Origin of the sequence: Saccharothrix ecbatanensis (assembly GCF_014205015.1) — a bacterium.
Classification (GTDB): Bacteria; Actinomycetota; Actinomycetes; order Mycobacteriales; family Pseudonocardiaceae; genus Actinosynnema; species Actinosynnema ecbatanense.
Genome location: NZ_JACHMO010000001.1, coordinates 8,419,306 through 8,442,289 on the forward strand (window position 1 = coordinate 8,419,306; position 22,984 = coordinate 8,442,289).

General features: G+C 71.2%; 20 protein-coding genes. 17 read left to right on the forward strand and 3 right to left on the reverse strand.

The window, feature by feature from the left end; translation table 11 throughout:
• Window positions 1–30: 30 nt before the first annotated feature.
• Window positions 31–693 carry a TetR/AcrR family transcriptional regulator gene (locus tag F4560_RS37375; RefSeq protein WP_184927783.1) on the reverse strand — a complete coding sequence of 221 codons (663 nt, stop codon included), beginning with the start codon at window positions 691–693 and terminating at the stop codon, window positions 31–33.
• 138 nt (window positions 694–831) lie between these two features.
• On the opposite strand from F4560_RS37375, the gene F4560_RS37380 reads away from it, so the two are divergent.
• The 3 genes from F4560_RS37380 (at window position 832) to moeZ (ending at window position 4,225) form a co-directional block, all read left to right on the forward strand.
• Window positions 832–1,815 (forward strand): alpha/beta fold hydrolase, encoded by a 984-nt coding sequence (locus F4560_RS37380; protein ID WP_184927784.1) that lies wholly within the window; start codon window positions 832–834, stop codon window positions 1,813–1,815.
• 91 nt (window positions 1,816–1,906) lie between these two features.
• The gene (locus F4560_RS37385) at window positions 1,907–2,947 is read left to right on the forward strand and encodes a DUF3152 domain-containing protein (protein ID WP_184927785.1); all 1,041 of its coding nucleotides are present in this window, start codon (window positions 1,907–1,909) and stop codon (window positions 2,945–2,947) included.
• A gap of 105 nt (window positions 2,948–3,052) precedes the next feature.
• Window positions 3,053–4,225 carry an adenylyltransferase/sulfurtransferase MoeZ gene (moeZ, locus tag F4560_RS37390; protein ID WP_184927786.1) on the forward strand — a complete coding sequence of 391 codons (1,173 nt, stop codon included), beginning with the start codon at window positions 3,053–3,055 and terminating at the stop codon, window positions 4,223–4,225.
• 54 nt (window positions 4,226–4,279) lie between these two features.
• Here the strand turns inward: moeZ and F4560_RS37395 are convergent, their stop codons facing one another.
• Complete coding sequence (locus F4560_RS37395) at window positions 4,280–5,266, reverse strand: serpin family protein (RefSeq protein ID WP_184927787.1); 987 nt, start codon at window positions 5,264–5,266, stop codon at window positions 4,280–4,282.
• A gap of 242 nt (window positions 5,267–5,508) precedes the next feature.
• Between F4560_RS37395 and F4560_RS37400 the strand changes: the two genes are divergently transcribed.
• The 13 genes from F4560_RS37400 (at window position 5,509) to F4560_RS37460 (ending at window position 19,298) form a co-directional block, all read left to right on the forward strand.
• Window positions 5,509–6,306 (forward strand): TIGR02569 family protein, encoded by a 798-nt coding sequence (locus F4560_RS37400; protein ID WP_184927788.1) that lies wholly within the window; start codon window positions 5,509–5,511, stop codon window positions 6,304–6,306.
• A 152-nt stretch (window positions 6,307–6,458) separates the two neighbouring features.
• Window positions 6,459–8,432 (forward strand): molybdopterin oxidoreductase family protein, encoded by a 1,974-nt coding sequence (locus tag F4560_RS37405; RefSeq protein WP_184929624.1) that lies wholly within the window; start codon window positions 6,459–6,461, stop codon window positions 8,430–8,432.
• Window positions 8,429–9,871, forward strand: a complete 1,443-nt coding sequence (locus F4560_RS37410; RefSeq protein ID WP_184927789.1) for an FAD-dependent oxidoreductase — start codon at window positions 8,429–8,431, stop codon at window positions 9,869–9,871. The genes F4560_RS37405 and F4560_RS37410 overlap by 4 nt, the downstream gene beginning before the upstream one ends.
• A 100-nt stretch (window positions 9,872–9,971) precedes the next feature.
• Window positions 9,972–11,324, forward strand: coding sequence for an MFS transporter (locus F4560_RS37415; protein ID WP_184927790.1), 1,353 nt, complete (start codon window positions 9,972–9,974; stop codon window positions 11,322–11,324).
• 119 nt (window positions 11,325–11,443) lie between these two features.
• Entirely contained in the window at window positions 11,444–13,954 is a 2,511-nt protein-coding gene (gene nirB / locus F4560_RS37420) for a nitrite reductase large subunit NirB (protein WP_184927791.1), read from the forward strand.
• Window positions 13,951–14,271: a nitrite reductase small subunit NirD gene (nirD, locus tag F4560_RS37425; RefSeq protein WP_184927792.1), complete on the forward strand. Its 321-nt coding sequence runs from the start codon at window positions 13,951–13,953 to the stop codon at window positions 14,269–14,271. The genes nirB and nirD overlap by 4 nt, the downstream gene beginning before the upstream one ends.
• Entirely contained in the window at window positions 14,268–15,383 is a 1,116-nt protein-coding gene (locus tag F4560_RS37430) for a uroporphyrinogen-III synthase (protein ID WP_184927793.1), read from the forward strand. The genes nirD and F4560_RS37430 overlap by 4 nt, the downstream gene beginning before the upstream one ends.
• Window positions 15,380–16,048, forward strand: coding sequence for a sirohydrochlorin chelatase (locus F4560_RS37435; RefSeq protein ID WP_184927794.1), 669 nt, complete (start codon window positions 15,380–15,382; stop codon window positions 16,046–16,048). Before F4560_RS37430 ends, F4560_RS37435 begins: the two co-directional genes overlap by 4 nt.
• Before the next feature lie 90 nt (window positions 16,049–16,138).
• Window positions 16,139–16,447, forward strand: coding sequence for a hypothetical protein (locus tag F4560_RS37440; protein ID WP_184927795.1), 309 nt, complete (start codon window positions 16,139–16,141; stop codon window positions 16,445–16,447).
• Window positions 16,444–17,400 (forward strand): hypothetical protein, encoded by a 957-nt coding sequence (locus F4560_RS37445; protein ID WP_184927796.1) that lies wholly within the window; start codon window positions 16,444–16,446, stop codon window positions 17,398–17,400. Before F4560_RS37440 ends, F4560_RS37445 begins: the two co-directional genes overlap by 4 nt.
• Window positions 17,397–17,858, forward strand: coding sequence for a YbaB/EbfC family nucleoid-associated protein (locus F4560_RS37450; RefSeq protein ID WP_184927797.1), 462 nt, complete (start codon window positions 17,397–17,399; stop codon window positions 17,856–17,858). The genes F4560_RS37445 and F4560_RS37450 overlap by 4 nt, the downstream gene beginning before the upstream one ends.
• Before the next feature lie 91 nt (window positions 17,859–17,949).
• Window positions 17,950–18,912, forward strand: coding sequence for a pirin family protein (locus F4560_RS37455; RefSeq protein ID WP_184927798.1), 963 nt, complete (start codon window positions 17,950–17,952; stop codon window positions 18,910–18,912).
• Window positions 18,909–19,298, forward strand: coding sequence for a tetratricopeptide repeat protein (locus F4560_RS37460; RefSeq protein WP_184927799.1), 390 nt, complete (start codon window positions 18,909–18,911; stop codon window positions 19,296–19,298). Before F4560_RS37455 ends, F4560_RS37460 begins: the two co-directional genes overlap by 4 nt.
• Here the strand turns inward: F4560_RS37460 and F4560_RS37465 are convergent.
• Window positions 19,261–19,587 carry an MGMT family protein gene (locus tag F4560_RS37465; protein ID WP_184927800.1) on the reverse strand — a complete coding sequence of 109 codons (327 nt, stop codon included), beginning with the start codon at window positions 19,585–19,587 and terminating at the stop codon, window positions 19,261–19,263. The two genes, F4560_RS37460 and F4560_RS37465, sit on opposite strands and share 38 nt — an antisense overlap.
• Window positions 19,588–19,729: 142 nt before the next feature.
• Between F4560_RS37465 and F4560_RS37470 the strand changes: the two genes are divergently transcribed.
• Window positions 19,730–22,888 carry an ATP-dependent helicase gene (locus F4560_RS37470; protein ID WP_184929625.1) on the forward strand — a complete coding sequence of 1,053 codons (3,159 nt, stop codon included), beginning with the start codon at window positions 19,730–19,732 and terminating at the stop codon, window positions 22,886–22,888.
• The last annotated feature ends 96 nt before the right edge of the window (window positions 22,889–22,984 follow it).

Consider the following 22,984-nt stretch of genomic DNA (forward strand, 5'->3'; position numbering starts at 1 on the left):
GTCGTCGGGGACGGCCCCCATTTCGTGTGTTCAGTGCTGGGACTCCGGGTGCTGCAACGGGAAGCCGCCGCCGATGCCGCGCCAGGCGAGGTTCGAGATCAGGGCGACCGCGTCCTCTTTGGCCAGCTGTCGGTCGTCTGCCAGCCACGCACGGGCCGTGACCTGGGACAAGCCGACCAGGCCGACCGCCAGCAGTCGCGCCCGGTGCTCGTCCAGGCCCGCGTCGGCGGTGATCGTGTCGGTGATGGCCTCGACGCTGTCCGTCGTCGCGCGCTCGACCGCACGCGCCACCGCGGGCTCGCTGCGCAGGTCCGACTCGAACACCATCCGGAACGCCTGGCCCTCGCCGTCCACGAAGTCGTAGAACGCGGCGACCGCGGCCTTCACCCGCTGCTTGTTGTCCGTCGTGGACGCCAGCGCACCGCGAACGCGGTTCACCAGCTCGTCCACGTGGGACTCGAGCAGCGCCATGTAGAGCTCGAGCTTGCCTGGGAAGTGCTGGTAGAGCACAGGCTTGCTGACTCCCGCGCGTTCGGCGATCTCGTCCATCGCCGCGGCGTGGTAGCCGTTGGTCACGAACACGTCCTGCGCCGCGGCCAGCAATTGGGCACGTCGAGCGGTGCGTGGGAGCCGTACACCCCGCCCCGCCGCGCCGCCGTGGTGCCCGACCGCAGTCTGGGCCGTCTCCGTCATGGTGCCTCCAGCCAACCAACTCATCGCGGAACCGGAAAGGGGTTGCCCTCACGGCTCGTCGGCAACCTTACTCGCTGGTAGCAGCGTTCTGGGAAAGCTTCCCGTTTCGTAGGACGCCCGGACAGGCATCCTTGGGTGGTGACCGAGACGCTGGAGGCGCGCAGAACCGCCATCACCCACGTGCCCCTGTCCATCGCGCCGCTACCGCCGTTGGACACAACGATCGAGCCCTGGCCTGGTGACTACGTCGAGCTCGCCGGTCACCGCGTGCACGTGCGGCGCACGCCCGGACCAACCGGCTCCACCGCCGTCTACGTGCACGGACTGGGTGGTTCGTCGACCAACTGGACCGACCTGGCCGCCCAGTTGCGCGAGCACGTCGACGGCCACGCGCTGGACCTGCCGGGGTTCGGCCGGTCCGAGCCGATCGACGGCTACGACTTCCGGATGGCCACCCACGCGCGGGTCGTGATCGAGTACATCGAGTCGCTCGGCCGCGGCCCGGTGCACCTGTTCGGGAACTCCATGGGCGGCGCGATCACGTTGATGGCCGCCTCCACCCGTCCCGACCTGGTGCGCACCCTGACCCTGGTCTCGCCCGCCGTGCCGGACCTGCGGCCGAGCCTGCGCCGGGTGTCGGACCGGCGGCTGCCGCTGGCGTTCCTGCCGGTCGTCGGCCCGCGGGTGCGGGAGCAGTTGGCCGCCGTGACGCCGCGTGAGCGCACTCACCAGATGCTCCGGCTGTGCTTCGCGGAGCCCCACTCGGTGCCGCCGCACCGGATCGCGCAGAGTGACCACGAGTACACCGAGCGGTCCGCGCAGGCGTGGGCGGGCAACGCGCTGAGCCGCAGCACGATCGACCTGATCCGCACGTGGCTGGTGCCGCGGTCCAAGTCGATGTGGCTGCTGCCGCCGAAGATCGCCGCCCCGACGCTGGTGGTGTGGGGGACCGAGGACCGGCTGGTCAGCGTGCGCAAGGCGCCCAGGGTGGCCCGGCTGATCCCGCGTGGACGGCTGCTCGTGCTGCCGCGCACGGGGCACGTGGCTCAGATGGAGCGGCCGGTGTCGGTGGCACGTGCCGTGGTGGGCATGTGGGAGGCGGTCGAGCGGCGGGCGTGGTGACGATCAGTGACCCGGGCCGGTCGGGTGGGTCGGTGCCGCGCTGGTCACCTGGAATCCGCCACCTGGGTGCGGTTGTGGCACCCTGGTTGCCGTGAACCGGACGTCGCAGGGCGAGCGTGACGCGCCGCCGTCCGCTGATGACCGGCCGCCGCTATCCGAAGACCGCTATCGCCGCGGCGCGCGCCGGACCGGCGCCGAGCCGCTGGCCGCGTCATGGGAACCGGCCGGCCCCAGGCACCGAAAACGCCGCACGGGCGTGCGTGGGATGGTCGCGAGCTACGGCTGGCGGATCTACGCCGTCCCCGTGCTCCTCGTGCTGACCGCCCTGGTCGTGCTGGACACCGCCGCGCCGACGACCGGCAACGAGCTGGCGGGCACCCCGACCGACACCGGCACCGCCGCGCCCGGGCCGACGTCCACCTCCGGTCCGCCCGAGGCGACCGAGAAGCCGCCGCCCGAGATCGACCTGAAGAACTTCCCGACCGCGCAGCTGCCGGACGGCCCGAAGTTCTCCGAGCAGGGCGCGGGCACGTTCGCGGTGATCCCGGGCACCACGCCGCAGGCGGGCAACGGGAGGCTGTACCGGTACGCCGTCGCGATCGAGGACGGCGTCGAGCCGGGCGACTACGGCGGCGACCGCGAGGCGTTCGCCCGGACGGTCGACGGCTTCCTGGCCGATCCGCGCAGCTGGGTCGGCACCGGCACGGCGGCACTGCAACGGGTCCCGGCCGAGGGTGACGACGTCGACTTCACCGTCGCGCTCACCACGACGAACACCGCCCACTCGCTGTGCGGGTTCTCGATCCAGTTCGAGGCGTCGTGCTGGCACCGGCCGAGCGGTCGGGTGATCATCAACACGGCCCGCTGGGTGCGCGGCGCGAAGGCCTATGGCAACGACATCAGCGGCTACCGGACGTACGCCATCAACCACGAGGTCGGGCACGCCCTCGGCAACGGCCACGTGGGCTGCGCGGCCGACAACGGCTTCGCCCCGGTGATGATGCAGCAGTCGTTCGGCGTGGCGAACGACTACGTGGCGCAGCTCAACTCGGTGCCCGGCGGCGACCGCAGCGCCGTGCCGGCGGACGGCAAGGTCTGCAAGCCCAATCCATTCCCCGTAGCACCGCAGTAGTACAGGGCCGTCCCGCGCCTTGGGACGACTTCCCATCGGGGAAGACGGACGGGCAGGCTGGCGTTGTCCGTCTGTACAGGACATGTTTCGTCGAGGAGGACTCAGATGGCGCTTCCGCCGCTCGTGGAGCCCGCAGCGGAGCTGACCAAGGAGGAAGTCGCGCGGTACAGCCGCCACCTGATCATCCCGGATGTCGGGGTCGACGGGCAGAAGCGGCTGAAGAACGCGAAGGTCCTGGTCGTCGGCGCGGGTGGGCTGGGCAGCCCGGCCCTGCTGTACCTGGCCGCGGCGGGTGTCGGCACGCTGGGCGTGGTCGACTTCGACATCGTCGACGAGTCGAACCTCCAGCGGCAGGTCATCCACGGCCAGTCCGACATCGGCAAGCCCAAGGCCGAGTCGGCGCGGGACTCGGTGGCCGAGATCAACCCGTTCGTGAAGGTGGTGCTGCACCAGACCCACCTGAACTCGGAGAACGCGCTCGACATCTTCCGGGACTACGACCTGATCCTGGACGGCACGGACAACTTCGCCACCAGGTACCTGGTCAACGACGCCGCCGTGCTGCTCGGCAAGCCCTACGTGTGGGGCTCGATCTTCCGGTTCGAGGGCCAGGTCAGCGTGTTCTGGGAGGACGCGCCGAACGGCCAGGGCCTGAACTACCGCGACCTCTACCCCGAGCCGCCGCCGCCCGGCATGGTCCCGTCGTGCGCCGAGGGCGGCGTGCTGGGCGTGCTCTGCGCGTCGATCGGCTCGATCATGGTGACCGAGGCGATCAAGCTGCTGACGGGCATCGGCGACCCGCTGCTCGGCCGGCTCATGGTGTACGACGCCCTGGAGATGTCCTACCGGACCATCAAGATCCGCAAGGACCCGGAGAGCATCAAGATCACCGAGCTGATCGACTACGACGCGTTCTGCGGTGTGGTGTCGGACGACGCCCAGCAGGCCGCGGCGGGCAACACGATCACGCCGCTGGAGCTGAAGCAGAAGCAGGACGCCGGGGACGACTTCCTCCTGGTCGACGTCCGCGAGCCGCACGAGTACGAGATCGTGAAGATCCCGGGCTCGGTGCTCATCCCGAAGGACCGCATCCTGTCGGGTGAGGCGCTCGCGGAGCTGCCGCAGGACAAGCAGGTCGTGCTGCACTGCAAGTCCGGCGCGCGTTCGGCGGAGGCGCTGGCCGCGTTGCACAAGGCCGGGTTCAAGGACGCCGTGCACGTGGGCGGCGGCGTGCTCGCCTGGGCCCGTGAGGTCGACCCCTCACTGCCGACGTACTGATTTTCACGCACGAGACGCCGGGGTGGCCCTTCACGGGCCGCCCCGGCGTTCGTTTTACGGCTCGGTCACCTCGGCCAGGAACAGCAGCAGGCCGGTGGCGCGGTGGCGGACGGCCAGCAGGAACGGCCGGTCGAACCGCACCACCAGGGCCTCTGCCGGGTCGTGCCCGCCCATGGTGGCGAACATCATCGTGGCCGCCGCACCTTCGACGCCTTGCTCGTCGACCGCGAGCGTCGCCTGGTGCAGGACTTGCTCCACCATCAGCCACGAGTCGAACAGCGGTCCGGCGCCGAGTGCGCGCAGTTGGCCGGTGAGCTCGGTGGCGGCGGTCAGGTCCACCTTGGGCAGGTACAGGTCGACCTCGGTGGACCGCACGCCCGTGAGCAGGTCGGCGAACGCCTCGCCGTCGAGTTCCGACGTCGCCGGCGGTGAGTCGGACCGCAGGGCGATCACGTCCATCGCCTCGTCGCACGGGATGAGCACGGCCTGCCAGCCTTGACGGGCGGCGTAGCCGAAGGTGCCGACCCGGTGCATCGTCGGCACCATCCGCTTGCCCGAGGGCGTGCGGAACTTGCGGGGACGGGTGTCGTCAGCGGGGAATTCCTCGACCCACGCGGCCTTGGCGTGCAGGGCGTTGACCAGCACGGCGAGGGTGCTGGGCGTGATAGCGCCAGGCGGGACGGCCTCGGGGATCAAGCCCCGGGTCAGCTCCGCCACGACCTTGTTGATCTCGACGTGCGCGTTCTCGTCCAGCACGAGCCGCCGGACGTCGGGGTGGTCGGCCAGCGGTCCGGACGGGTCGACCCAGATGGTGTCGGTCGACGTCACAGCGTCGTCGCCGGCCGCGATGGCAAGCAGCTTCGAGACCTGTCCGACGTCGGCGCCCAGCACCTCGGCCACGGCGGGTCCCGTGTCCTCGCCCGCCACGTCGGTGGCGCTGCACAGCGCCGCGGCCACCGAGAACGGCGACCAGCACCGGTTGCCGGCGGGCAGCTTGCGGTGCAGGGCTAGCGCAAACGCGGCGTGCGTGGCGTCGGTCACAAATAACTCCTTGTGTGAGGTCGCGTCGATCGTTCGCGGCTCATTTTCCGGCGATCACGCTTTTCGATCGTCGGAAAATGGGGCGCGAGCGGTCGACTCCGGGGCGACCGCGCCCGCCGTCTGCGGAGCAGCGGCCATCCAACCCAGACCGCATAACTGCGGTTAGGCCGAACGCGTGGACACCACGCGTTTCGGCGTGGGAGGTCCACCAACGGAAGGCCGGGTGCAGGTAGCGTGCCGGCGTGACCCCATCCCCGGAGCCGCCACCGTCGCACGTGCGCGCCGCTTTCGGCGCGCGGGACGCCGAACCGGAGTTGATCGACGGCGGTCCGGTGTGGCGGTGCGGGGACGCGGCCATCCGCCCGGCGGGCAAGCCGGCCGAGGCCACCTGGGTCGCCAAGACGCTCGACACCCTGGACGTCGACAACCTGCGCGTCGCCCGTCCCCTGAGGTCCACCGACGGCCGGTACGTCGTCGGCGGCTGGGCGGCGACCAAGTACCTGTCCGGCCGCGCCGAGCCCCGGCACGACGAGGTCGTGGACGTCGCCGTGAAGCTCCACCGCGCGACCGTCGAGCTGCCCAAGCCGCGGTTCCTGGACGCGCGCGCCGACCTGTTCGCCACCGCCGACCGCTGCGCGTGGGACGAGGAGCAGGCCGACCTCGACCCGGACCTGGGCGGCCGGCTGTTCGAGTTGTGCGCGGCCTACCGCAAGCCCGTCACGGCCAAGCCCCAAGTCGTCCACGGCGACCTGTTCGGCAACGTCCTGTTCGCCGGTGACGCGGCCCCCGCGATCATCGATTTCGCCGCCTACTGGCGTCCCGGAACGTACGGCGCGGCGGTCGTCGTGGTCGACGCGATGGCCTGGGGTGGCGCGGATCACGGCATCCTCCAGCGCTGGGCGCACCTGGAGGAGTGGCCGCAGATCCTCCTGCGGGCGACCCTGTTCCGCCTCGCGGTCCACGCCCTGCACCCCCGTTCGAGCCGACAATCTCTCGTCGGGCTGGAGCGGATGGCCGCCCGGGTCGTCGAATCACTGTGACCTCACCCTCAGCGCAGGCGTGCTGAGCAGTCAAGTTCGCGTGGACGAAACATCCCGCGTTTTGCCGTTAACAGGGTGTTCTTACCGTCAGACGCGTGACCGACTCCCCCAGAATCGACACGCACTGCCCGTACTGCGCGCTCCAGTGCGCGATGACGATCGAAAACGGCAGGGTGTCGCCGCGGGAGTTCCCGACCAACCGCGGCGGCCTGTGCCAGAAGGGCTGGACGTCGGCAGAGCTGCTGACGTCGCCCAAGCGGCTGACCACACCGCTGGTCCGCCGGGACGGTGAGCTGCGCCCGGCGTCGTGGGACGAGGCGCTGGACCTCGTCGCGGACAAGCTCCGCGAGCTGCGGGAGGTCCACGGTCCGGACTCGGTCGGCGTGTTCGGCGGCGGCGGGCTGACCAACGAGAAGTCGTACCTGCTGGGCAAGTTCGCCCGGGTCGCGCTGGGCACCTCGCAGATCGACTACAACGGCCGGTTCTGCATGTCCAGCGCCGCGGCGGCGGGAATGAAGGCTTTCGGGCTTGACCGGGGCATGCCGTTCCCGGTCACCGACTTGGACAACGCGGGCGCGATCCTGCTGGTGGGCGGCAACCCGGCGGAGACCATGCCGCCGTTCGTCCAGCACCTGCGCAACGCCGAACTGATCGTCATCGACCCCCGCCGCACCGCCACCGCGGAGCTCGCGACCCTGCACCTCCAGCCCGCTCCCGGCACGGACCTGGCCCTGGCCCTGGGCCTGCTGCACACCGCCGTCGCGGACGGCTACCTGGACAAGCAGTACCTGTCGGACCGCACCACCGGCTTCGACGACGCCTGGCGCATCGCCGCGACGTGGTGGCCGGAACGGGTCGAACGGGTCACCGGCGTGCCGGTCGCCGACCAGCGGGCGGCGGTGCGCATCCTGGCCGAGGCCGCCAACGCCTACATCCTCACCGGCCGCGGCACCGAGCAGCACGCCAGCGGTGCGGACACCGTGTCCGCTTGGATCAACCTGGCGATGGCGCTCGGCCTGCCGGGCACGAAGGGCTCCGGCTACGGCTGCCTCACCGGCCAGGGCAACGGCCAGGGCGGGCGCGAGCACGGCCAGAAGGCCGACCAGCTCCCCGGCTACCGCAAGATCGACGACCCGGCGGCCCGCGAGCACATCCAGGGCATCTGGGGCGTGGACGACCTGCCCGGACCCGGCCGTTCCGCCTACGAACTGCTCGACGCCCTCGGTCAGCCGGACGGCCCGAAGGCGCTGCTGGTGTTCGGCAGCAACGTGATCGTCTCCGCGCCGCGCTCCCAGCACGTCGCCGATCGGCTCAAGGCGCTGGACCTCCTGGTGGTGGCCGACCTGGTCCTGTCCGACACCGCCGCGGTCGCCGACGTCGTGCTGCCGATCACGCAGTGGGCCGAGGAGAGCGGCACGATGACCAACCTCGAAGGCCGCGTCCTGCTGCGCCAGGTGGCCGTCGCGCCGCCCGAGGGCGTGCGCAGCGACCTCGACGTGATGCAGGGTCTCGCCACCCGGCTCGGCCAGCCCGCCGAGCGGTTCCCGACCGAGCCCGAGGTGGTGTTCGAGGAGCTGCGCCGGGCGTCCGAGGGCGGTCTGGCGGACTACTCCGGCGTCACGTACGAGCGGCTGCGCCAGGGCGAGGCGCTGCACTGGCCGGTGGTCGAGGAGAGCACCCCGCGCAACTTCCTGGACCGCTTCGCCCATGCCGACGGCATGGCGCGGTTCATCCCGGTCGAGCACCGCGGGCCGGCGGAGCTGCCGGACGCCGACTACCCGTTGCAGGCCACCACGGGCCGGGTGCTCCAGCACTACCAGTCCGGCGCGCAGACCCGGCTGGTGCGCGAGCTGAACCAGGCCGAGCCCGAGGCGTACGTGGAGGTCCACCCGGACACCGCGGTCCGCGCCGGTCTCGGCAACGGCCAACTCGCCGCGGTGGTGTCGCGGCGCGGCCGGACCCTGGCGCGGGTGCGCTGCGTGCCGTCGATGCTGATCGACGTGGTGTTCCTGCCCTTCCACTACGCGGGTGACGGCCGGGCGAACCTGCTGACCAACCCGGTGCTGGACCCGACGAGCCGGATGCCCGAGTTCAAGGTGTGCGCGGTCCGATTGGAGTCGGTATGAGGAACGTTGTCATCGTGGGCTACGGCATGGCCGGCGCCCGGCTGGCCGACGAGATCCGCCGCCGCGACCCGAAGGCGGAACGGGTCGCGGTGACCGTGCTGGGCGACGAGTCGCACCCCGCGTACAACCGGGTGCTGCTGTCCAGCGTGGTGGCCGGGTCGCTGACGCCGGAGGCCGTGCGGCTGCACGACCCGGAATGGGCCGCCAGGCACCACATCGACCTGCGGCTGGGCGGTTCCGTCAGCAAGATCGACCGGACCCGGCGGGTCGTGCACGTGGACGACGACGAGGTGCCGTACGACTCGCTGGTGCTGGCCACCGGCGCCCGGTCGTGGGTGCCGCCGACCGACGGGCTGCTGGACGGCAACGGCACCCTGGCGTCCGGCGTGGTGGCGTTCCGCTCGCTGGACGACTGCGCCCGGATCGTGGACAAGGCCTCACCCGGCACGCCGGTCGCGGTGCTCGGCGGCGGGCTGCTCGGGCTGGAGGCCGCGCGTGGTCTGGCCGGTCGGGGCTGCCTGGTCACGGTCGTGCACCCGGTCGGGCACCTGATGGAACGGCAGCTCGACCCGGGCGCGGGCCGGGTGCTGGCCACCACGTTGCGGGGCCTGGGCATCGAGTTCCGGCTCGGCGTGCTGGCCACCAAGTACACGCCCGGCGAAGGGCTGGAGCTGAACGACGGCACGCACGTGCCCGCCGACCTCGTCGTCGTCTCGGCGGGCGTGCGCGCGGAGACCGGGCTCGCCGAGCAGGCGGGCATCGACGTCGACCGGGGCGTCCTGGTGGACGACGCGCTGCGCAGCAGCGACCCGAGGGTGCACGCCATCGGCGACTGCGCCCAGCACGTCGGCACGGTGTCCGGCCTGGTCCAGCCCGCGTGGGAGCAGGCGGCCGTGCTCGCGGACCGGCTCACCGGCGCCGCGCCGGCCGCCCGCTACTCCGGGACCACCGTCGTGACCAGGCTCAAGGCCCGTGACGTCGATCTGGCCGCGTTGGGCGACGTGCACGTGGGCGTCGACTCGGCGGACGACGAGGTGCTGTGCTTCCAGGACCCGGCGCGCGGCCGTTACGCGAAGCTCGTGCTGCGCGGGGACAAGGTCACCGGCGCGATCGTCATCGGCGCGCCGGACGCGGCGGCGGCCATCACCCAGCTGTTCGACCGCGGCCTGCCCGCGCCGACCGACCGGCTCGCGCTGCTGCTGGGTCGCGCGCTGCCCGCCGAGAACGAGGCGAGCCCGGCCGACCTGCCCGCGTCCGCGGTCGTGTGCAGGTGCAACACGGTCAGCAAGAGCCAGTTGGTCAGCGCCTGGCGTGGCGGCGCGAAGACGGTTTCCGCGATCGCGGAGGTCACCCGGGCGAGCACGGGCTGCGGCGGCTGCAAGGACGCCGTCTGCGGAATCGTCGACTGGCTGGCGGCCTCACAGCCGCAGTCGGCGTGATGTGCGGTGGTGTTGCCGGCGGCGACACCTGCCTGAACGTCGGGGTAACGGACCGTTCTTACGGTTCCGGCAACGGGAAATCGGTGTCCGGGAGGGTCCAATGAGCACAGTGGTGGAGACCGAGAGCGTGACGCCGCAGGCGAAGCGGCGTGGTCGGTGGATCGACAACTGGGAGCCGGAAGACCCGTCGTTCTGGGAGACGACCGGCAAGAAGGTGGCCCGCAAGAACCTGATCTTCTCCATCCTGGCGGAGAACCTGGGCTTCACGGTGTGGAGCCTGATGAGCATCGTCGTCGTGAGCCTCGGCTCCGTCGGCTTCAGCTTCAGCGTCGGCCAGACGTTCTGGCTGCTGATCGTGCCGAACCTGGTCGGCGCGGTGCTGCGCATCCCCTACACGTTCGCGGTGCCGAAGTTCGGCGGCCGGGCGTGGACCACGATCAGCGCCGCGCTGCTGCTGATCCCCTGCACGATGCTGGCGATCGCGGTGGCCGATCCGAGCACGCCGTACTGGTTCTTCCTGCTCACATCGGCCGCGATGGGCTTCGGCGGCGGCAACTTCTCGTCCTCGATGGCGAACATCTCGTTCTTCTACCCGGAGGGCAAGAAGGGCCTGGCGCTCGGCCTCAACGCGGCGGGCGGCAACCTCGGCGTGGCGATGGTGCAGCTGGTCGTGCCGATCATCATCTCCCTCGGCACGGGCATCAACCTGGCCTACGCGGCGCTGTTCTGGATGCCGTTCGTCGTCATCGCCTCGGCGTGCGCGTGGTTCCTGATGGACAGCCTCACGCAGGCCAAGCCGGACGGCTCGTCGTACAAGAAGGCGATGTCGAACAAGCACACGTGGGTGATGTCGTTCCTGTACATCGGCACGTTCGGCTCGTTCATCGGCTTCTCGTTCGCGTTCCCGTCGCTGATCAAGCTGAGCTTCGTGGAGTACAAGAGCTTCGTCGCGCTGGCGTTCCTCGGCGCCCTCATCGGCTCGGTGAGCAGGCCGTTCGGCGGCTGGCTGTCGGACCGGTTCGGCGGCGCCCGGATCACCATGGCGGTGTTCCTCGGCCTGGCGGTCGGCACGGTCGGCCTGCTGATCAGCATCGAGACCCGCAGCTTCGCGCTGTTCTTCAGCGCGTTCATCGCGCTGTTCGTGCTGGCCGGCGTCGGCAACGGCTCCACCTACCGGATGATCCCGGCCATCTTCGCCGCCCAGAGCGACGACGTGCGTTCGGCGAAGCGGCAGGCCGCGGCGGTGGTCGGCATCGCGGGCGCGATCGGCGCGTTCGGCGGCGTGCTGGTGAACCTGGTCTTCAAGTTCTCGCTGGAGGGCAGCAAGACGCTCGCCCCGGCGCTGACCGCGTTCCTCGTGTTCTACGGCCTGTGCATGGCCACCACCTGGTGGTTCTACATGCGTCGCAGGGTCTTCGCGCGGCGTCCGAGCCTCGCATATGCCGGTGTGTGACACACACAACGCTCTGAAGTGCGGCGTGAGGCTGCTTTAACACCTGCGCAACATTCGCGACCTTGGCACGACACGGTGCCCGGTGAGCATTGACCCGGGCAGAAGGAGGGGTTGGTCCCATGACGCGAACGCTGGTAGTCGCCGGTCACGGCATGGTCGGTCACCGGCTCGTGGAGGCCCTCCGCGAGAAGGACGTCACCGGCCAGTGGCGGATCGTCGTGTTCGCCGAGGAGTCCCGTCCCGCTTACGACCGCGTCGCGCTGTCGTCCTATGTGGACAGCTGGGACGCGGGCTCGCTGAGCCTCCCTCCGCACGACGACACCGTGGAACTGCGCCTGAACGACCAGGTCGTGCACATCGACCGGGACGCCAAGGTGGTGCGCACGACGAGTGGTCGGGTGCAGCCGTACGACGCGCTGGTGCTGGCCACCGGCTCGGTGCCGTTCGTCCCCCCGGTGCCGGGCCGTGACCTGCCCGGATGTCACGTCTACCGGACCATCGACGACCTGGACGGCATCCGCGCCACGGTCGAGTCGGCGCGCGGCGGCGGCCGGCACGCGGGCATGGTGCTCGGCGGCGGCCTGCTCGGGCTGGAAGCCGCGAACGCGTTGCGCGGGATGGGCATCTCGCCGCACGTGGTCGAGCTGGGCCCGCGCCTGATGCCGCTCCAGGTGGACGAGGGCGGCGCCGGGCTGCTCAAGCGGCTGGTCGAGAAGCTGGACCTGACCGTGCACACCGGCACGTCCGCGTCGTCCATCGAAGAGGACCGCGGCCGGCTCATCGCCAAGCTGTCCAACGGCGTCGAGCTGGACCTGGACGTGGTGGTGTTCTCCGCCGGCATCCGGCCGCGCGACGAGCTCGCCCGCTCGTTCGGCCTCGAGGTCGGCCCGCGCGGCGGCATCGTGGTGGACAAGGCCTGCCGCACGTCCGACCACGACATCTACGCCATCGGCGAGTGCGCCAACCTCGACGGAATGGTGTACGGACTGGTCGCTCCCGGGTACTCCATGGCCGAAGTGGTGGCCGACCGCCTGCTCGGCGGCGGCGCGGAGTTCCCCGGAGCCGACATGTCCACCAAGCTGAAGCTGCTCGGCGTGGACGTGGCCTCGTTCGGCGACGCCCACGCGAAGGAAGAGGGCGCGCTGGAGGTCGTCGTCAACGACGCCGTCGCCGGCACCTACGCCAAGCTCGTGGTGTCCGACGACGCGAAGACCCTGCTCGGCGGCATCCTCGTCGGCGACGCGTCCAAGTACACGTCGCTGCGGCCCCTCGTCGGGCGTGCCCTGCCCGGTGACCCGGTGGCCCTGATCGGGCCGGAGGGCGGCGTCGAGCTGACGCTGCCGCACGACGCGCAGGTGTGCTCGTGCCACGCGGTCACCAAGCAGCAGATCGTGGACGTGGTGAACTCCGGCGACGCGGTCGACGTGCCGGGCATCAAGGCGTGCACCAAGGCGGGCACCGGCTGCGGCTCGTGCGTGCCGATGCTGAAGAAGCTGCTGTCCGAGTGCGGTGTCGAGCAGTCCAAGGCGCTGTGCGAGCACTTCGACCACTCCCGCGCCGAGCTGTTCGAGGTCGTCCGCTCCACCGGCATCACCACGTTCACCGACCTGATCACCCGGCACGGCCGCGGCCTCGGCTGCGACATCTGCAAGCCCGCCGTCGCCTCGATCCTCGCGTCGCTGGACAACGGGCACGTGCTGGAGGGCGAGCAGGCCACCCTCCAGGACACCAACGACCGCTTCCTGGCCAACATGCAGCGCAACGGCACCTACTCGGTCGTGCCGCGCATCCCCGGCGGCGAGATCACCCCGGAGAAGCTGATCGTCATCGGCGAGGTCGCCCGCGACTACGGGCTGTACACCAAGATCACCGGCGGGCAGCGGATCGACCTGTTCGGCGCGACCGTCGACCAGCTGCCGGCGATCTGGAAGCGCTTGGTGGACGCCGGTTTCGAGTCCGGGCACGCCTACGGCAAGGCGCTGCGCACGGTGAAGTCGTGCGTCGGCACCACGTGGTGCCGGTTCGGCGTGCAGGACTCGGTGTCGCTGGCCATCGAACTGGAACTGCGCTACCGGGGCCTGCGGTCGCCGCACAAGCTCAAGTCCGCCGTGTCCGGCTGCGCGCGCGAGTGCGCCGAGGCGCGGGGCAAGGACTTCGGCATCATCGCGACCGAGAACGGCTGGAACCTGTACGTCGGCGGCAACGGCGGCTTCACGCCCCGGCACGCGGACCTGATCGCGTCCGATGTGGACACCCGGACCCTGATCAAGCTGATCGACCGGTTCCTGATGTTCTACATCCGCACGGCGGACCGGTTGCAGCGCACCTCGACCTGGATCGAGTCGCTGGAAGGCGGGCTGGACCACCTGCGCGACGTCATCGTGGACGACAGCCTCGGCATCTGCGCCGACCTGGAGGCCGCGATGGAGAAGCACGTGGACAACTACGCCGACGAATGGCGTGGCGTGCTGGAGGACCCGGAGAAGCTGTCCCGCTTCACGTCGTTCGTCAACGCGCCCGACACGCCCGACCCGACGATCTCGTTCCGTGAAGAGCGCGGCCAGAAAGTGCCGGTCTTGTTGGGTGTTCCCGCTTTCGGTGAGGCGGAGAGTCCGGAGGTTTCCCGATGACACCTGTGTGCGAGTTGAGCGCCCTTCGGCCCGACCAAGGGGTGGCGGCCCTGCTCCCCGACGGTTCCCAGGTGGCGGTGTTCCTCACCTCGGCCGGGACCGTGCACGCGTTGGGCAACATCGACCCGTTCAGCGGCGCGGCGGTGATGTCGCGCGGGATCGTCGGCGACCGGGGTGGCGTGCCGGTGGTCGTGTCGCCGGTCTACAAGCAGGCGTTCGAGCTGACCACCGGCAAGTGCCTGGACGACCCCTCGACCGGGGTGCCGGTGCACCCGGTGGTCGTGACCGACGGCATCATCCAGGTCGGGTCACCGTGAACGCCGCCCCGCTGGCCGGGTACACGGTCGGTGTGACCGCCGCCCGGCGGGCCGACGAGCTCTCGGCTTTGCTGGAGCGCAAGGGCGCGACCGTGCTCCAGGGTCCCGCCATCCGGATCGTGCCGCTGCCCGACGACGCGGAGCTGCTGGCCGCGACGAAGGCCGTGGTGGAGGAGCCGGTGGACGTCGCCGTGGCGACCACCGGCATCGGCTTCCGCGGCTGGGTCGAGGCGGCCGAGGGCTGGGGTCTGGGCGCACGGCTGCTGACCCGGCTGTCGGGGGCGCACGTGTTGGCGCGTGGGCCGAAGGCTCGGGGTGCCGTGCGTGCCGCCGGTCTGGTGGACGCGTGGTCGCCGGAGAGCGAGAGCAACGCCGAGTTGCTGGACTACCTGATGCGTGCCGGTGTGTCGGGCAAGCGCATCGCCGTGCAGCTGCACGGCGAGCCGCTGCCGGAGTTCACGTCGACGCTGCGCGCGGCCGGCGCCACGGTCGTCGAGGTGCCGGTGTACCGGTGGACGGGCCCGTCCGACCCGGCGCCGTTGGAACGCCTGCTGGAGGCGGTGCTGGCGGGTCAGGTGGACGCTCTGACGTTCACCAGCGCCCCCGCCGCGGCTTCCGTGCTGCGGGTCGCGGACGCTTCTGGGAAGCTGTCGGAACTGGTTTCGTTGCTGCGCCGGGAAGTCCTGGTCGTCGGCGTCGGCTCGATCACCGCGGGGCCGTTGGTGGCCGCCGGTATCCCGGTGGTGCAGCCCGCCCGTGCGCGCATCGGCGCGTTGGCGCGTGAGCTGACCCTCGAACTGCCCGCGCGGGCGACCCGGCTGCGGATCGCCGCCCGTGACATCGAACTGCGCGGCCAGGCCGTGGTGGTGGACGGCGAGCTCCGCCCCGTCCCGCCCGCGCCGATGGCTGTGCTCCGGGTCCTGGCCGCCGCGCGTGGTCGGGTCGTGTCCCGGCGCGAGCTGTTGGCGGCCCTGCCCAGCGGCGGCGAGGAGCACGCCGTGGAAACCGCGATCGGCCGCCTCCGCACCGCGCTCGGTGAGCCTCGCATGGTGGCGACGGTCGTGAAGCGCGGTTACCGACTGGCCATGGACCCTGCCGGAGTGGCTGTATGACGCTCGTCCTCGTCGCGCACGGCACCCGTGACCCCGCCGGGGCCGTGGTGGTGGAAGAGATCGCTTCCCTGGTGAGCGCCCGGCTCGGTGGTGTGCCGGTGCGCGTCGCATACGCCGACGTGCGCCAACCGGACGTCACCGCGGTGCTGTCGTCGATCTCCGGGCCGGCCGTCGTCGTGCCCGCGTTCCTGGCCGCCGGGTACCACGTCCGGGTGGACATCCCGGCGCAGGTCGAGGCGTCCGGACACCCGGACACGGTCATCACCGACCCGATCGGCCCGGCGCTGCTGCCCGCGCTCCTGGCCCGCCTGACGGAAGCCGGCTGGACTCCGGGCGACTCGGTCGTCCTGGCCGCCGCCGGTTCGTCCGACCCGCGTGCGCTGGCCGACGTCCGCGCGGTCGCCACGGCGTTGTCCCACCGCGTCGGCGGCCCGGTGACCATCGGCTACGCCGCCACCGCCACCCCGCACATCTCGGACGTCGTCGCCTCCGCGTCCGGCCGCGTGGCGGTCGCCTCCTGGCTCCTCGCCCCCGGCCTCTTCCACCAGGCCGTGGTCGCCTCCGGCGCGGCGGTCGTCGCCGCTCCCATCGGCGCCCACCTGCGCGTGGTCGAAGCGGTCCTCCTCCGCTACTACGAGGCCCGCTGCTTCCAAGACGTCGCCTGACCGAGGACTCGACCGACGGCCTGAACCCAAATCTCCTGCGGACGATCACGGACCGTCGCTACGGTGGCCGTGAATCCGACAGGAGGACCCATGGGCGATCAGTTCTCGGTTCAGTTGGAACAACTCGACAGCGTGGCAAACAAGCGGCTGCCCGGCATGGCGAACACGCTGGCGGAGGTGCTGGCGAACCTCAACCGGGCGATGGAACAGGCGCCGGGGGCGTTCACCAACCACCCGTCAAGCGATCGCGACCTGTTCCAGGGCACCCGGAACGACTTCCAGGTCACCACGGACTTCCTCCAGCAGGTGTTGCAGGACAACGTGGGCAACCTCGAACTCGCCTCGAAGGCGCTCCGTGAGATCGCGTCGCGGTACCGGCAGGCGGACGGTCAGGGATGAGCGGCTACGACGAGTGGGTCGACAACGCGTTCGGCCAGCGCGACCACCTGATCGCTCTCGGGCGCGAGAACGACTCGTACGGGATGATGCCGTTCCTGAGTCCGCAGATCAGTTCGCTGTTCGACGCCTTCGTGTGCGGTGACCCCGATCGCGTCGAGGAGATGGTCGGACACCTGACCGAGGCCAAGTACGTGCTGGCCAAGGACCTGCGTGAGCACCTGGGCGGCGCGCAGCAGGACATGGAGGGCTGGGAGGGCGACGCGGCCGACGACTTCCGCGACTTCCTGCTCAAGCTCGAAGACGCGATCAACCTGTTGGCCGACTGCGTCGACGCGCTGATCGTGATCCTGCGCTCGTGCTCGGCCGTGGTGCTGGCCATGCGCAACGACGCCCTGGACCTGGTGGACCTGGCGCTGCGGGGCATCGAGGAGGCGGGCGCGGACGACTGGAAGGTCGCGCTGACCGTGGTGGGCGCCGTGGCCGGGGTGCTCGGCACGATCGCGAGCGTGGGCACCGGCACACCCGCGCTCCTCGCCGTGATCAGCGTGATGGGCAGCGCGGTCAGCGGCTCCGCGGGCGTCGCCGGCGCGGTGATCGACGCGAGCAGCGAGATCGGCGTGCTGGACGACATGGTCAAGGCCGGCGAGAGCATGATCGACCAGGTCGGCGTCCAGCGCGACGCGGTCGAAGTCGGCATCCGCGAGCTGGCCACGTTCGTGTCCGGGGCCAAGCTCGCCGAGGTCCGGCCGGAGCGGCCGGTGATCATCACGGCGCCGTCGTTCGACCCCGGTTCGTTCGGGCTGTCCGACGAGGACCAGGGGTCGCACCCGAGGCCGACGGACAAGACCGACCTGGTGCCCGAACCGAGACGCCGTGCGGACGGGCCGTACGACAGGCCCGGAGGCGTGTTCGACCCGGACCGTGACCGGTACGAGGAACAGGGGCCGGCGTGAACTCCTCGGAGGAGCTGAACCGACGTGCGGCCCAGTTGACCGAACAGGCGGCGCACCTGTACTCCCGCGTCCACCGGCGCAACGAAACTCTCCGCGCCGCACGGGAACGCGCCATCGCGGCGACCGGTGAGGCGTCGTCCCCGGACGGGTCGGTGCGCGTCTCGGTCGACGCCGGCGGGATGCTGACCGGGCTGGAACTCGCGCCGTCCGCGCTGGGCCAGGACCCACGACGGCTCGCCGCGCTGGTGGTGGGGATCGCGCAGGAGGCCGCCGGCCGGGCGCGTGCGGCGGTTCGAGACGTCTACACGCCGTTGCAGAACGAGGGTGTGGTGCGGGAGGCGCCCGTGCTGCTGCCCGAACCTCCGACGCGACCTCCGACGCCTCCGCCGCCGTCATCCCGACCCCAGCCGCGCGACGCGGACTTCGACGGGCCCGTCATGCGTGACGAGGGCTGGTAGCGCGCTGCCGCTCGCGGAATAGTTGAGGTTTCAACTAGGTTGACGAGGGTGAGACCGCTGAACCAACGCGGTCAGGCCCAAGGAGGCAGCCATGCCCGCCGTCACCGCCGACACCCTGACCCTGCCCCGTCTTCCCGAACTGCCCGAAGCCGCCACGGCGTGGCGCAAGGTGCGGAAGGTCGTGCGGGCGCAGAAGTTCCTCGAAGGCGAGGGCTTCCAGGTCCGCCGTCCGTTCCCGGGCGTCGACCTGGCGCTCGCGGACCCGTTCCTGCTCCTCGACCACATGGGCGCCGTCGAGTACGGCCCCGGTGAGGCGAAGGGCGCGCCGTGGCACCCGCACCGCGGCTTCGAGACCGTCACGTACATGATCGACGGCGCGTTCGTGCACGAGGACTCGACCGGCGGCGGTGGGCTGATCACCGACGGCGACACGCAGTGGATGACTGCTGGTAGTGGGCTGCTTCATTCCGAGCTGCCCTCGCAGGACCTGGTGGCCAAGGGCGGTCTGCTCCACGGCGTGCAGCTGTGGGTCAACCTGCCGAAGGCCGCCAAGTGGACGCCGCCGCGTTACCAGGACATCAGCGCTCAGGACACCAAGCTGCTGTCCAGCGACGACGGTGGCGCGCTGGTCCGCGTCATCGCCGGTGACGTGGCGGGCTACCGCGGGCCCGGCATGACGCACACGCCGATCACCTACCTGCACGCCACGCTCAGCCCGCACGCCCGCCTGACCCTGCCGTGGCCGACGGACTTCAACGCGATGGTCTACGTGTTGTCCGGCCGCGGCACGACCGGCGCGGAGCACCGACCGCTCGAAGAGGGCCAGTTGGCCGTGTTCGAGCACGACGGCGCCGCGCTGACCATGAAAGCCGACACGACGTGGGACGTCCTGATCCTGGGCGGCCTGCCGCTTGACGAGCCCGTCGCGCGCTACGGGCCGTTCGTGATGAACACGCGCGCCGAGATCCTGCAAGCCATCGAGGACTTCCAAGCCGGGCGACTGGGCCGCACACACGTCCCGCACGTCACCTCAACAGACGAGGAGCTGTCATGACCGACGTCTTGGAGCTGCTGCGCAAGGGACGTGAGTTCCGTGCGGCGGGCGACCCGAGCAGCGCTGCCCGTTACCTGGTCCAGGCGGCGGAGGAAGCGCCGCGCGACCGGACCGTGCTGACGGAACTGGCGTTGGCGCACTTCCAGTCCGCCGCGCTGGGGAAGGCGGAAGGTGTGCTTCACACCCTCGTCGAACTCGACCCGTCGGACGGCTACACCCGACTGCTGCTCGGCCGCACGCTCAGTCGGCAGAGCAGGAACGACGAGGCGTTGCCCCAGCTGCGCCTGGCCGCCGCGCTGACCCGTGACGCCGAGGTCGAACGTGAGGTGGCGCGGGTGGAGGCTCGGGTCACCAGAGAGCGGGAGGCTCCTCAGCCTTCTCCTTGACCGCGTCTTCCCAGCGGTACGTGCGCAGGTCGACCTTGCCCCCGTCGGCCACCACGCCTTCTTCGCGCAGCAGTTGGAGCTGCTGGTCGGCGATGTGGGGCGCGCACGTGCCGTTGGCGCGCAGCACCCGGTGCCACGGCAGGTCGTGCCCGTCCTGGTTGAGGACGGCGCCGACCAGCCGGGGTGACGGCGCGCGGGCGATGTCGGCGACGTCACCGTAGGTCGCCACCCGTCCGCGCGGGATCTTGCGCACCACCGCGCGGATCATCTCGTGCAACTCTTCGTCCACGGGGACAGCTTTCCATGTCAGTCGGCGATGCCACACGCCGCGAGGTCGCGAACGATCGACTTCCAGGCGACCGAGCCCGCCGTCTGCGGAGCAGCGGCAATCCAACATTGTCGGGGGTGCGTGGTTCTATGCATCCGTGGCAGTGAAGAGGGCGCCGTTGTTGGTGCGCCGGGTGCGGCAGGAGGAGCCCCGGCGTGAGTGGGACGCGCCCGGCCGCGCTGTGTTCGACCACGTCGGTGGGCCGTTGCGGGTGCTGGGCGGCCCTGGCACTGGCAAGTCGACGTTGCTGGCCGAGGTGGTGGCGCACCGGGTGCTGCACGGCGGTGTGCACCCCGAGAACGTGCTGGTGCTCACTCCGAACCGGCGCGCAGCGGAGTCGATGCGGGCGCACATCACCCGGCTGCTGACCGGCGCGGCCGACGAAGGTGCGTTGCCCACGACCCAAGAACCGCTGGTCAGAACCGTCCACTCGTACGCCTTCGCCGTGCTCCGGGCGCAGACCGTGCACAACGGCGAGCCCGCCCCCCGGCTGCTCTCCGGCCCGGAGCAGGACGCGGTGGTCCGCGAACTCCTCGCCGGTGACGCGAGCATGGGCGCGCCCAAGTGGCCCGAGCGGCTCAGGCCCGCGTTGACGCTGCCCGGCTTCGCCCACGAGCTGCGCGACCTGATGCTGCGTGCCACCGAACGCGGGCTCGCCCCGGAGGACCTGACCGAACTGGGCCGCAAGCACTCCCGCGAGGAATGGGTCGCGGCCGGCATGTTCGCCACCCAGTACGAACAGGTGAACCTGCTGGCCAGCAGCGGGCAGGGGCATGCGCCGTCGTTCGACGCGGCGGAGTTGGTGGGCAGCGCGCTGCTGGCGTTCCAGACCGAGCCGGACGTCCTGGCCGGCGAACGGCGGCGCGTCCGGCACCTGCTGGTGGACGACGCGCAGCACCTCGACCCGTTGCAGTTCGAGTTCATCCGGGTGCTGGGCGAGGCCGCGCAGGAATTCATCCTGGCGGGTGATCCTGATCAGTCGGTGTTCTCGTTCCGCGGCGCCGATCCGACGTTGCTGGCCGAGGCGGACGGGCCGGCCGTCGTGCTCACCACCGGCTACCGGATGGCGCCGGAGATCCGGGCCGCGGTGGGTCGGCTGGCGGCACGACTGCCCGGCGCGTCCCCGACCCGAGCGGTGTCACCCGTGGACGGCGAGGGGAACGTGCAGGTCAGGCTGTTCGCGTCCGCCGCTCAGGAAGCGGGCTGGGTGGCGGACCAGCTGCGCCGCGCGCACCTGATCGACGAGGTGCCGTGGTCGCACATGGCGGTGGTCGCGCGGTCGGCGACGAGGTCGTTGCCGGTGCTGCAACGCGCGTTGTTGGCGGCGGGCGTGCCGGTGGCCGTGCCGCGGGACGAACTGCCGTTGGCCAGACAGCCCGCGGTGATGCCGTTCCTGGCGTTGCTGCGCTGCGCGGCCGTGCCCGGCACCCTCGACGAGGACACCGCGGCGATGCTGCTGTCGTCACCCCTGGGCGGCGCGGACCCGTTGGCACTGCGGCGTTTGCGGCGCGGTCTGCGTCGGCTGGAGCTGGCCGCAGGGCGTGACCGGCCGAGCGGTGAGCTGCTGGTCGAGGTGATCGAGTCGGACGACCGGCTGGCCGCGCTGGAGGACGCCGAGGCGTTGCCCGCGCGGCGGATCGGCGGGCTGTTGCGCAAGGCGCGCAAGGGGATCGCGGACGGGCTGACCGTCGAACAGGTGCTGTGGGAGCTGTGGCAGACCACCGGCCTCGAACTGCGCTGGGTGGCGCAGTCGGCCCGCCGCGGCACGGTCGGCATGCAGGCGGACCGCGACCTGGACGCGATCGTGGCGTTGTTCGAGGCGGCGGCGAAGTACGTGGACCGGCTGCCGGGCTCGAGCGCCGAGGGTTTCGCGGACTACCTGGCCGCTCAGGAGATCGTGGGTGACACGCTGGCGGCGTCCGCGCCGACCGGTGAGGCCGTCTCAGTCCTCACCGCGCACGCCGCCGCCGGTCGGGAGTGGACGGTCGTGGCCGTGCCGGGCGTGCAGGAGGGCAGCTGGCCCGACCTGCGGCTGCGTGGGTCGCTGCTCGGCGTCGAGCGCATGGTCGACGTGGTGGCGGGCATGTCGACGGAAACGGTGTCCGCGGTGGCGCCGATCCTGGCCGAGGAACGCCGGCTGCTGCTCGTCGCGGCGAGCCGGGCCCGGCAGACGTTGCTGGTCAGCGCGGTGCGCGGGGAGGACGAACAGCCGTCGCGGTTCCTGGACGAGATCGAGGAGCTGTCCACCGACGAGCCGGAGCGGCCGACGTTCACCCCCGAGCGCGGGCTGGTGCTGGCCGAGCTGGTCGGCGAGCTGCGGCGGGTGGTGTGCTCGGAGGACGAGCCGATGGAACGGCGCGAACGCGCGGCCGTCCAGCTGGCACGGTTGGCGGCCGAGGGCGTGCCGGGGGCGCACCCGGATTCCTGGTACGGCTTGGCGGACGTCACCACGGACAGTCCTTTGTGGACCGAGGAGCACACGGTCAGCGTGTCGCCGTCCACGGTGGAGATCCTGGCGAAGTGCCCGCTGAGGTGGGTTGTGGAGCGGCACGGCGGGCAAGACCCGGCCGAGCTGGCGTCGATCACCGGCACCCTCGTGCACGCGTTGGCGCAGGCCGCCGCGACGGGCGCGGACGAGAAGGAACTGCGGGTCAAGCTGGACGAGGCGTGGGCCGCGGTGGACGCGGGCGCGCCCTGGTTCTCCAGACGCGAGCGGATCCGGGTGGAACGGATGCTCGACACGTTCCTGGCGTGGCTGGCGTCCAGCCGTGCCCAGCTGACCCAGGTCGCGGTCGAGGAGGAGATCTCGGTCGAGGTGCCCAAGCAGGAGGGCGGGCCGTTCCTGCGGGTGCGCGGCCGGGTCGACCGGCTGGAGACCGACCGGGAGGGGCGGCCGGTCGTGGTGGACGTGAAGACCGGCAAGAACCCGGTGACCAAGGAGGAGGCCAGACAGCACCCGCAGCTGGCCGTCTACCAGCTCGCGTCGGCGCTGGGTGGCTTCACGCACCTCGGGCTCGGCACCGATCCGGGCGGCGCGCGGCTGCTGTACGTGGCCAAGGAGAACAAGAAGACCGGCGCGACCGAGCTGGAACAGGCGCCGCTGGACGAGCAGGGCGTCCGGGTCTGGCTGGAGGCCGTGCAGCTGGCCGCCGGTTCCAGCGTCGGCCCCGAGTACCGGGCGGCGGAGAACGCGGACTGTGATCGCTGCCCGGCCCGCACGTCCTGCCCGGTGCACTCGTCCGGCCGGCAGGTGAGCCACTAGGGGAGGTCTGACCAGGGATTACTGTGGCGGCCTGCGGGTCGCCGAAGCAGGCGCGGCCCGACAACGGAGAATGCGGGACGTGGTCGTGCCGAGCGG

Coding starts and splice junctions, on each gene's coding strand:
- F4560_RS37375 (WP_184927783.1), bottom strand. CDS start 693: ATGACGGAGACGGCCCAGACTGCGGTCGGGCACCACGGCGGCGCGGCG.
- moeZ (WP_184927786.1), top strand. CDS start 3,053: ATGGCGCTTCCGCCGCTCGTGGAGCCCGCAGCGGAGCTGACCAAGGAG.
- F4560_RS37405 (WP_184929624.1), top strand. CDS start 6,459: ATGACGATCGAAAACGGCAGGGTGTCGCCGCGGGAGTTCCCGACCAAC.
- F4560_RS37410 (WP_184927789.1), top strand. CDS start 8,429: ATGAGGAACGTTGTCATCGTGGGCTACGGCATGGCCGGCGCCCGGCTG.
- F4560_RS37415 (WP_184927790.1), top strand. CDS start 9,972: ATGAGCACAGTGGTGGAGACCGAGAGCGTGACGCCGCAGGCGAAGCGG.
- nirB (WP_184927791.1), top strand. CDS start 11,444: ATGACGCGAACGCTGGTAGTCGCCGGTCACGGCATGGTCGGTCACCGG.
- nirD (WP_184927792.1), top strand. CDS start 13,951: ATGACACCTGTGTGCGAGTTGAGCGCCCTTCGGCCCGACCAAGGGGTG.
- F4560_RS37435 (WP_184927794.1), top strand. CDS start 15,380: ATGACGCTCGTCCTCGTCGCGCACGGCACCCGTGACCCCGCCGGGGCC.
- F4560_RS37440 (WP_184927795.1), top strand. CDS start 16,139: ATGGGCGATCAGTTCTCGGTTCAGTTGGAACAACTCGACAGCGTGGCA.
- F4560_RS37445 (WP_184927796.1), top strand. CDS start 16,444: ATGAGCGGCTACGACGAGTGGGTCGACAACGCGTTCGGCCAGCGCGAC.
- F4560_RS37455 (WP_184927798.1), top strand. CDS start 17,950: ATGCCCGCCGTCACCGCCGACACCCTGACCCTGCCCCGTCTTCCCGAA.
- F4560_RS37460 (WP_184927799.1), top strand. CDS start 18,909: ATGACCGACGTCTTGGAGCTGCTGCGCAAGGGACGTGAGTTCCGTGCG.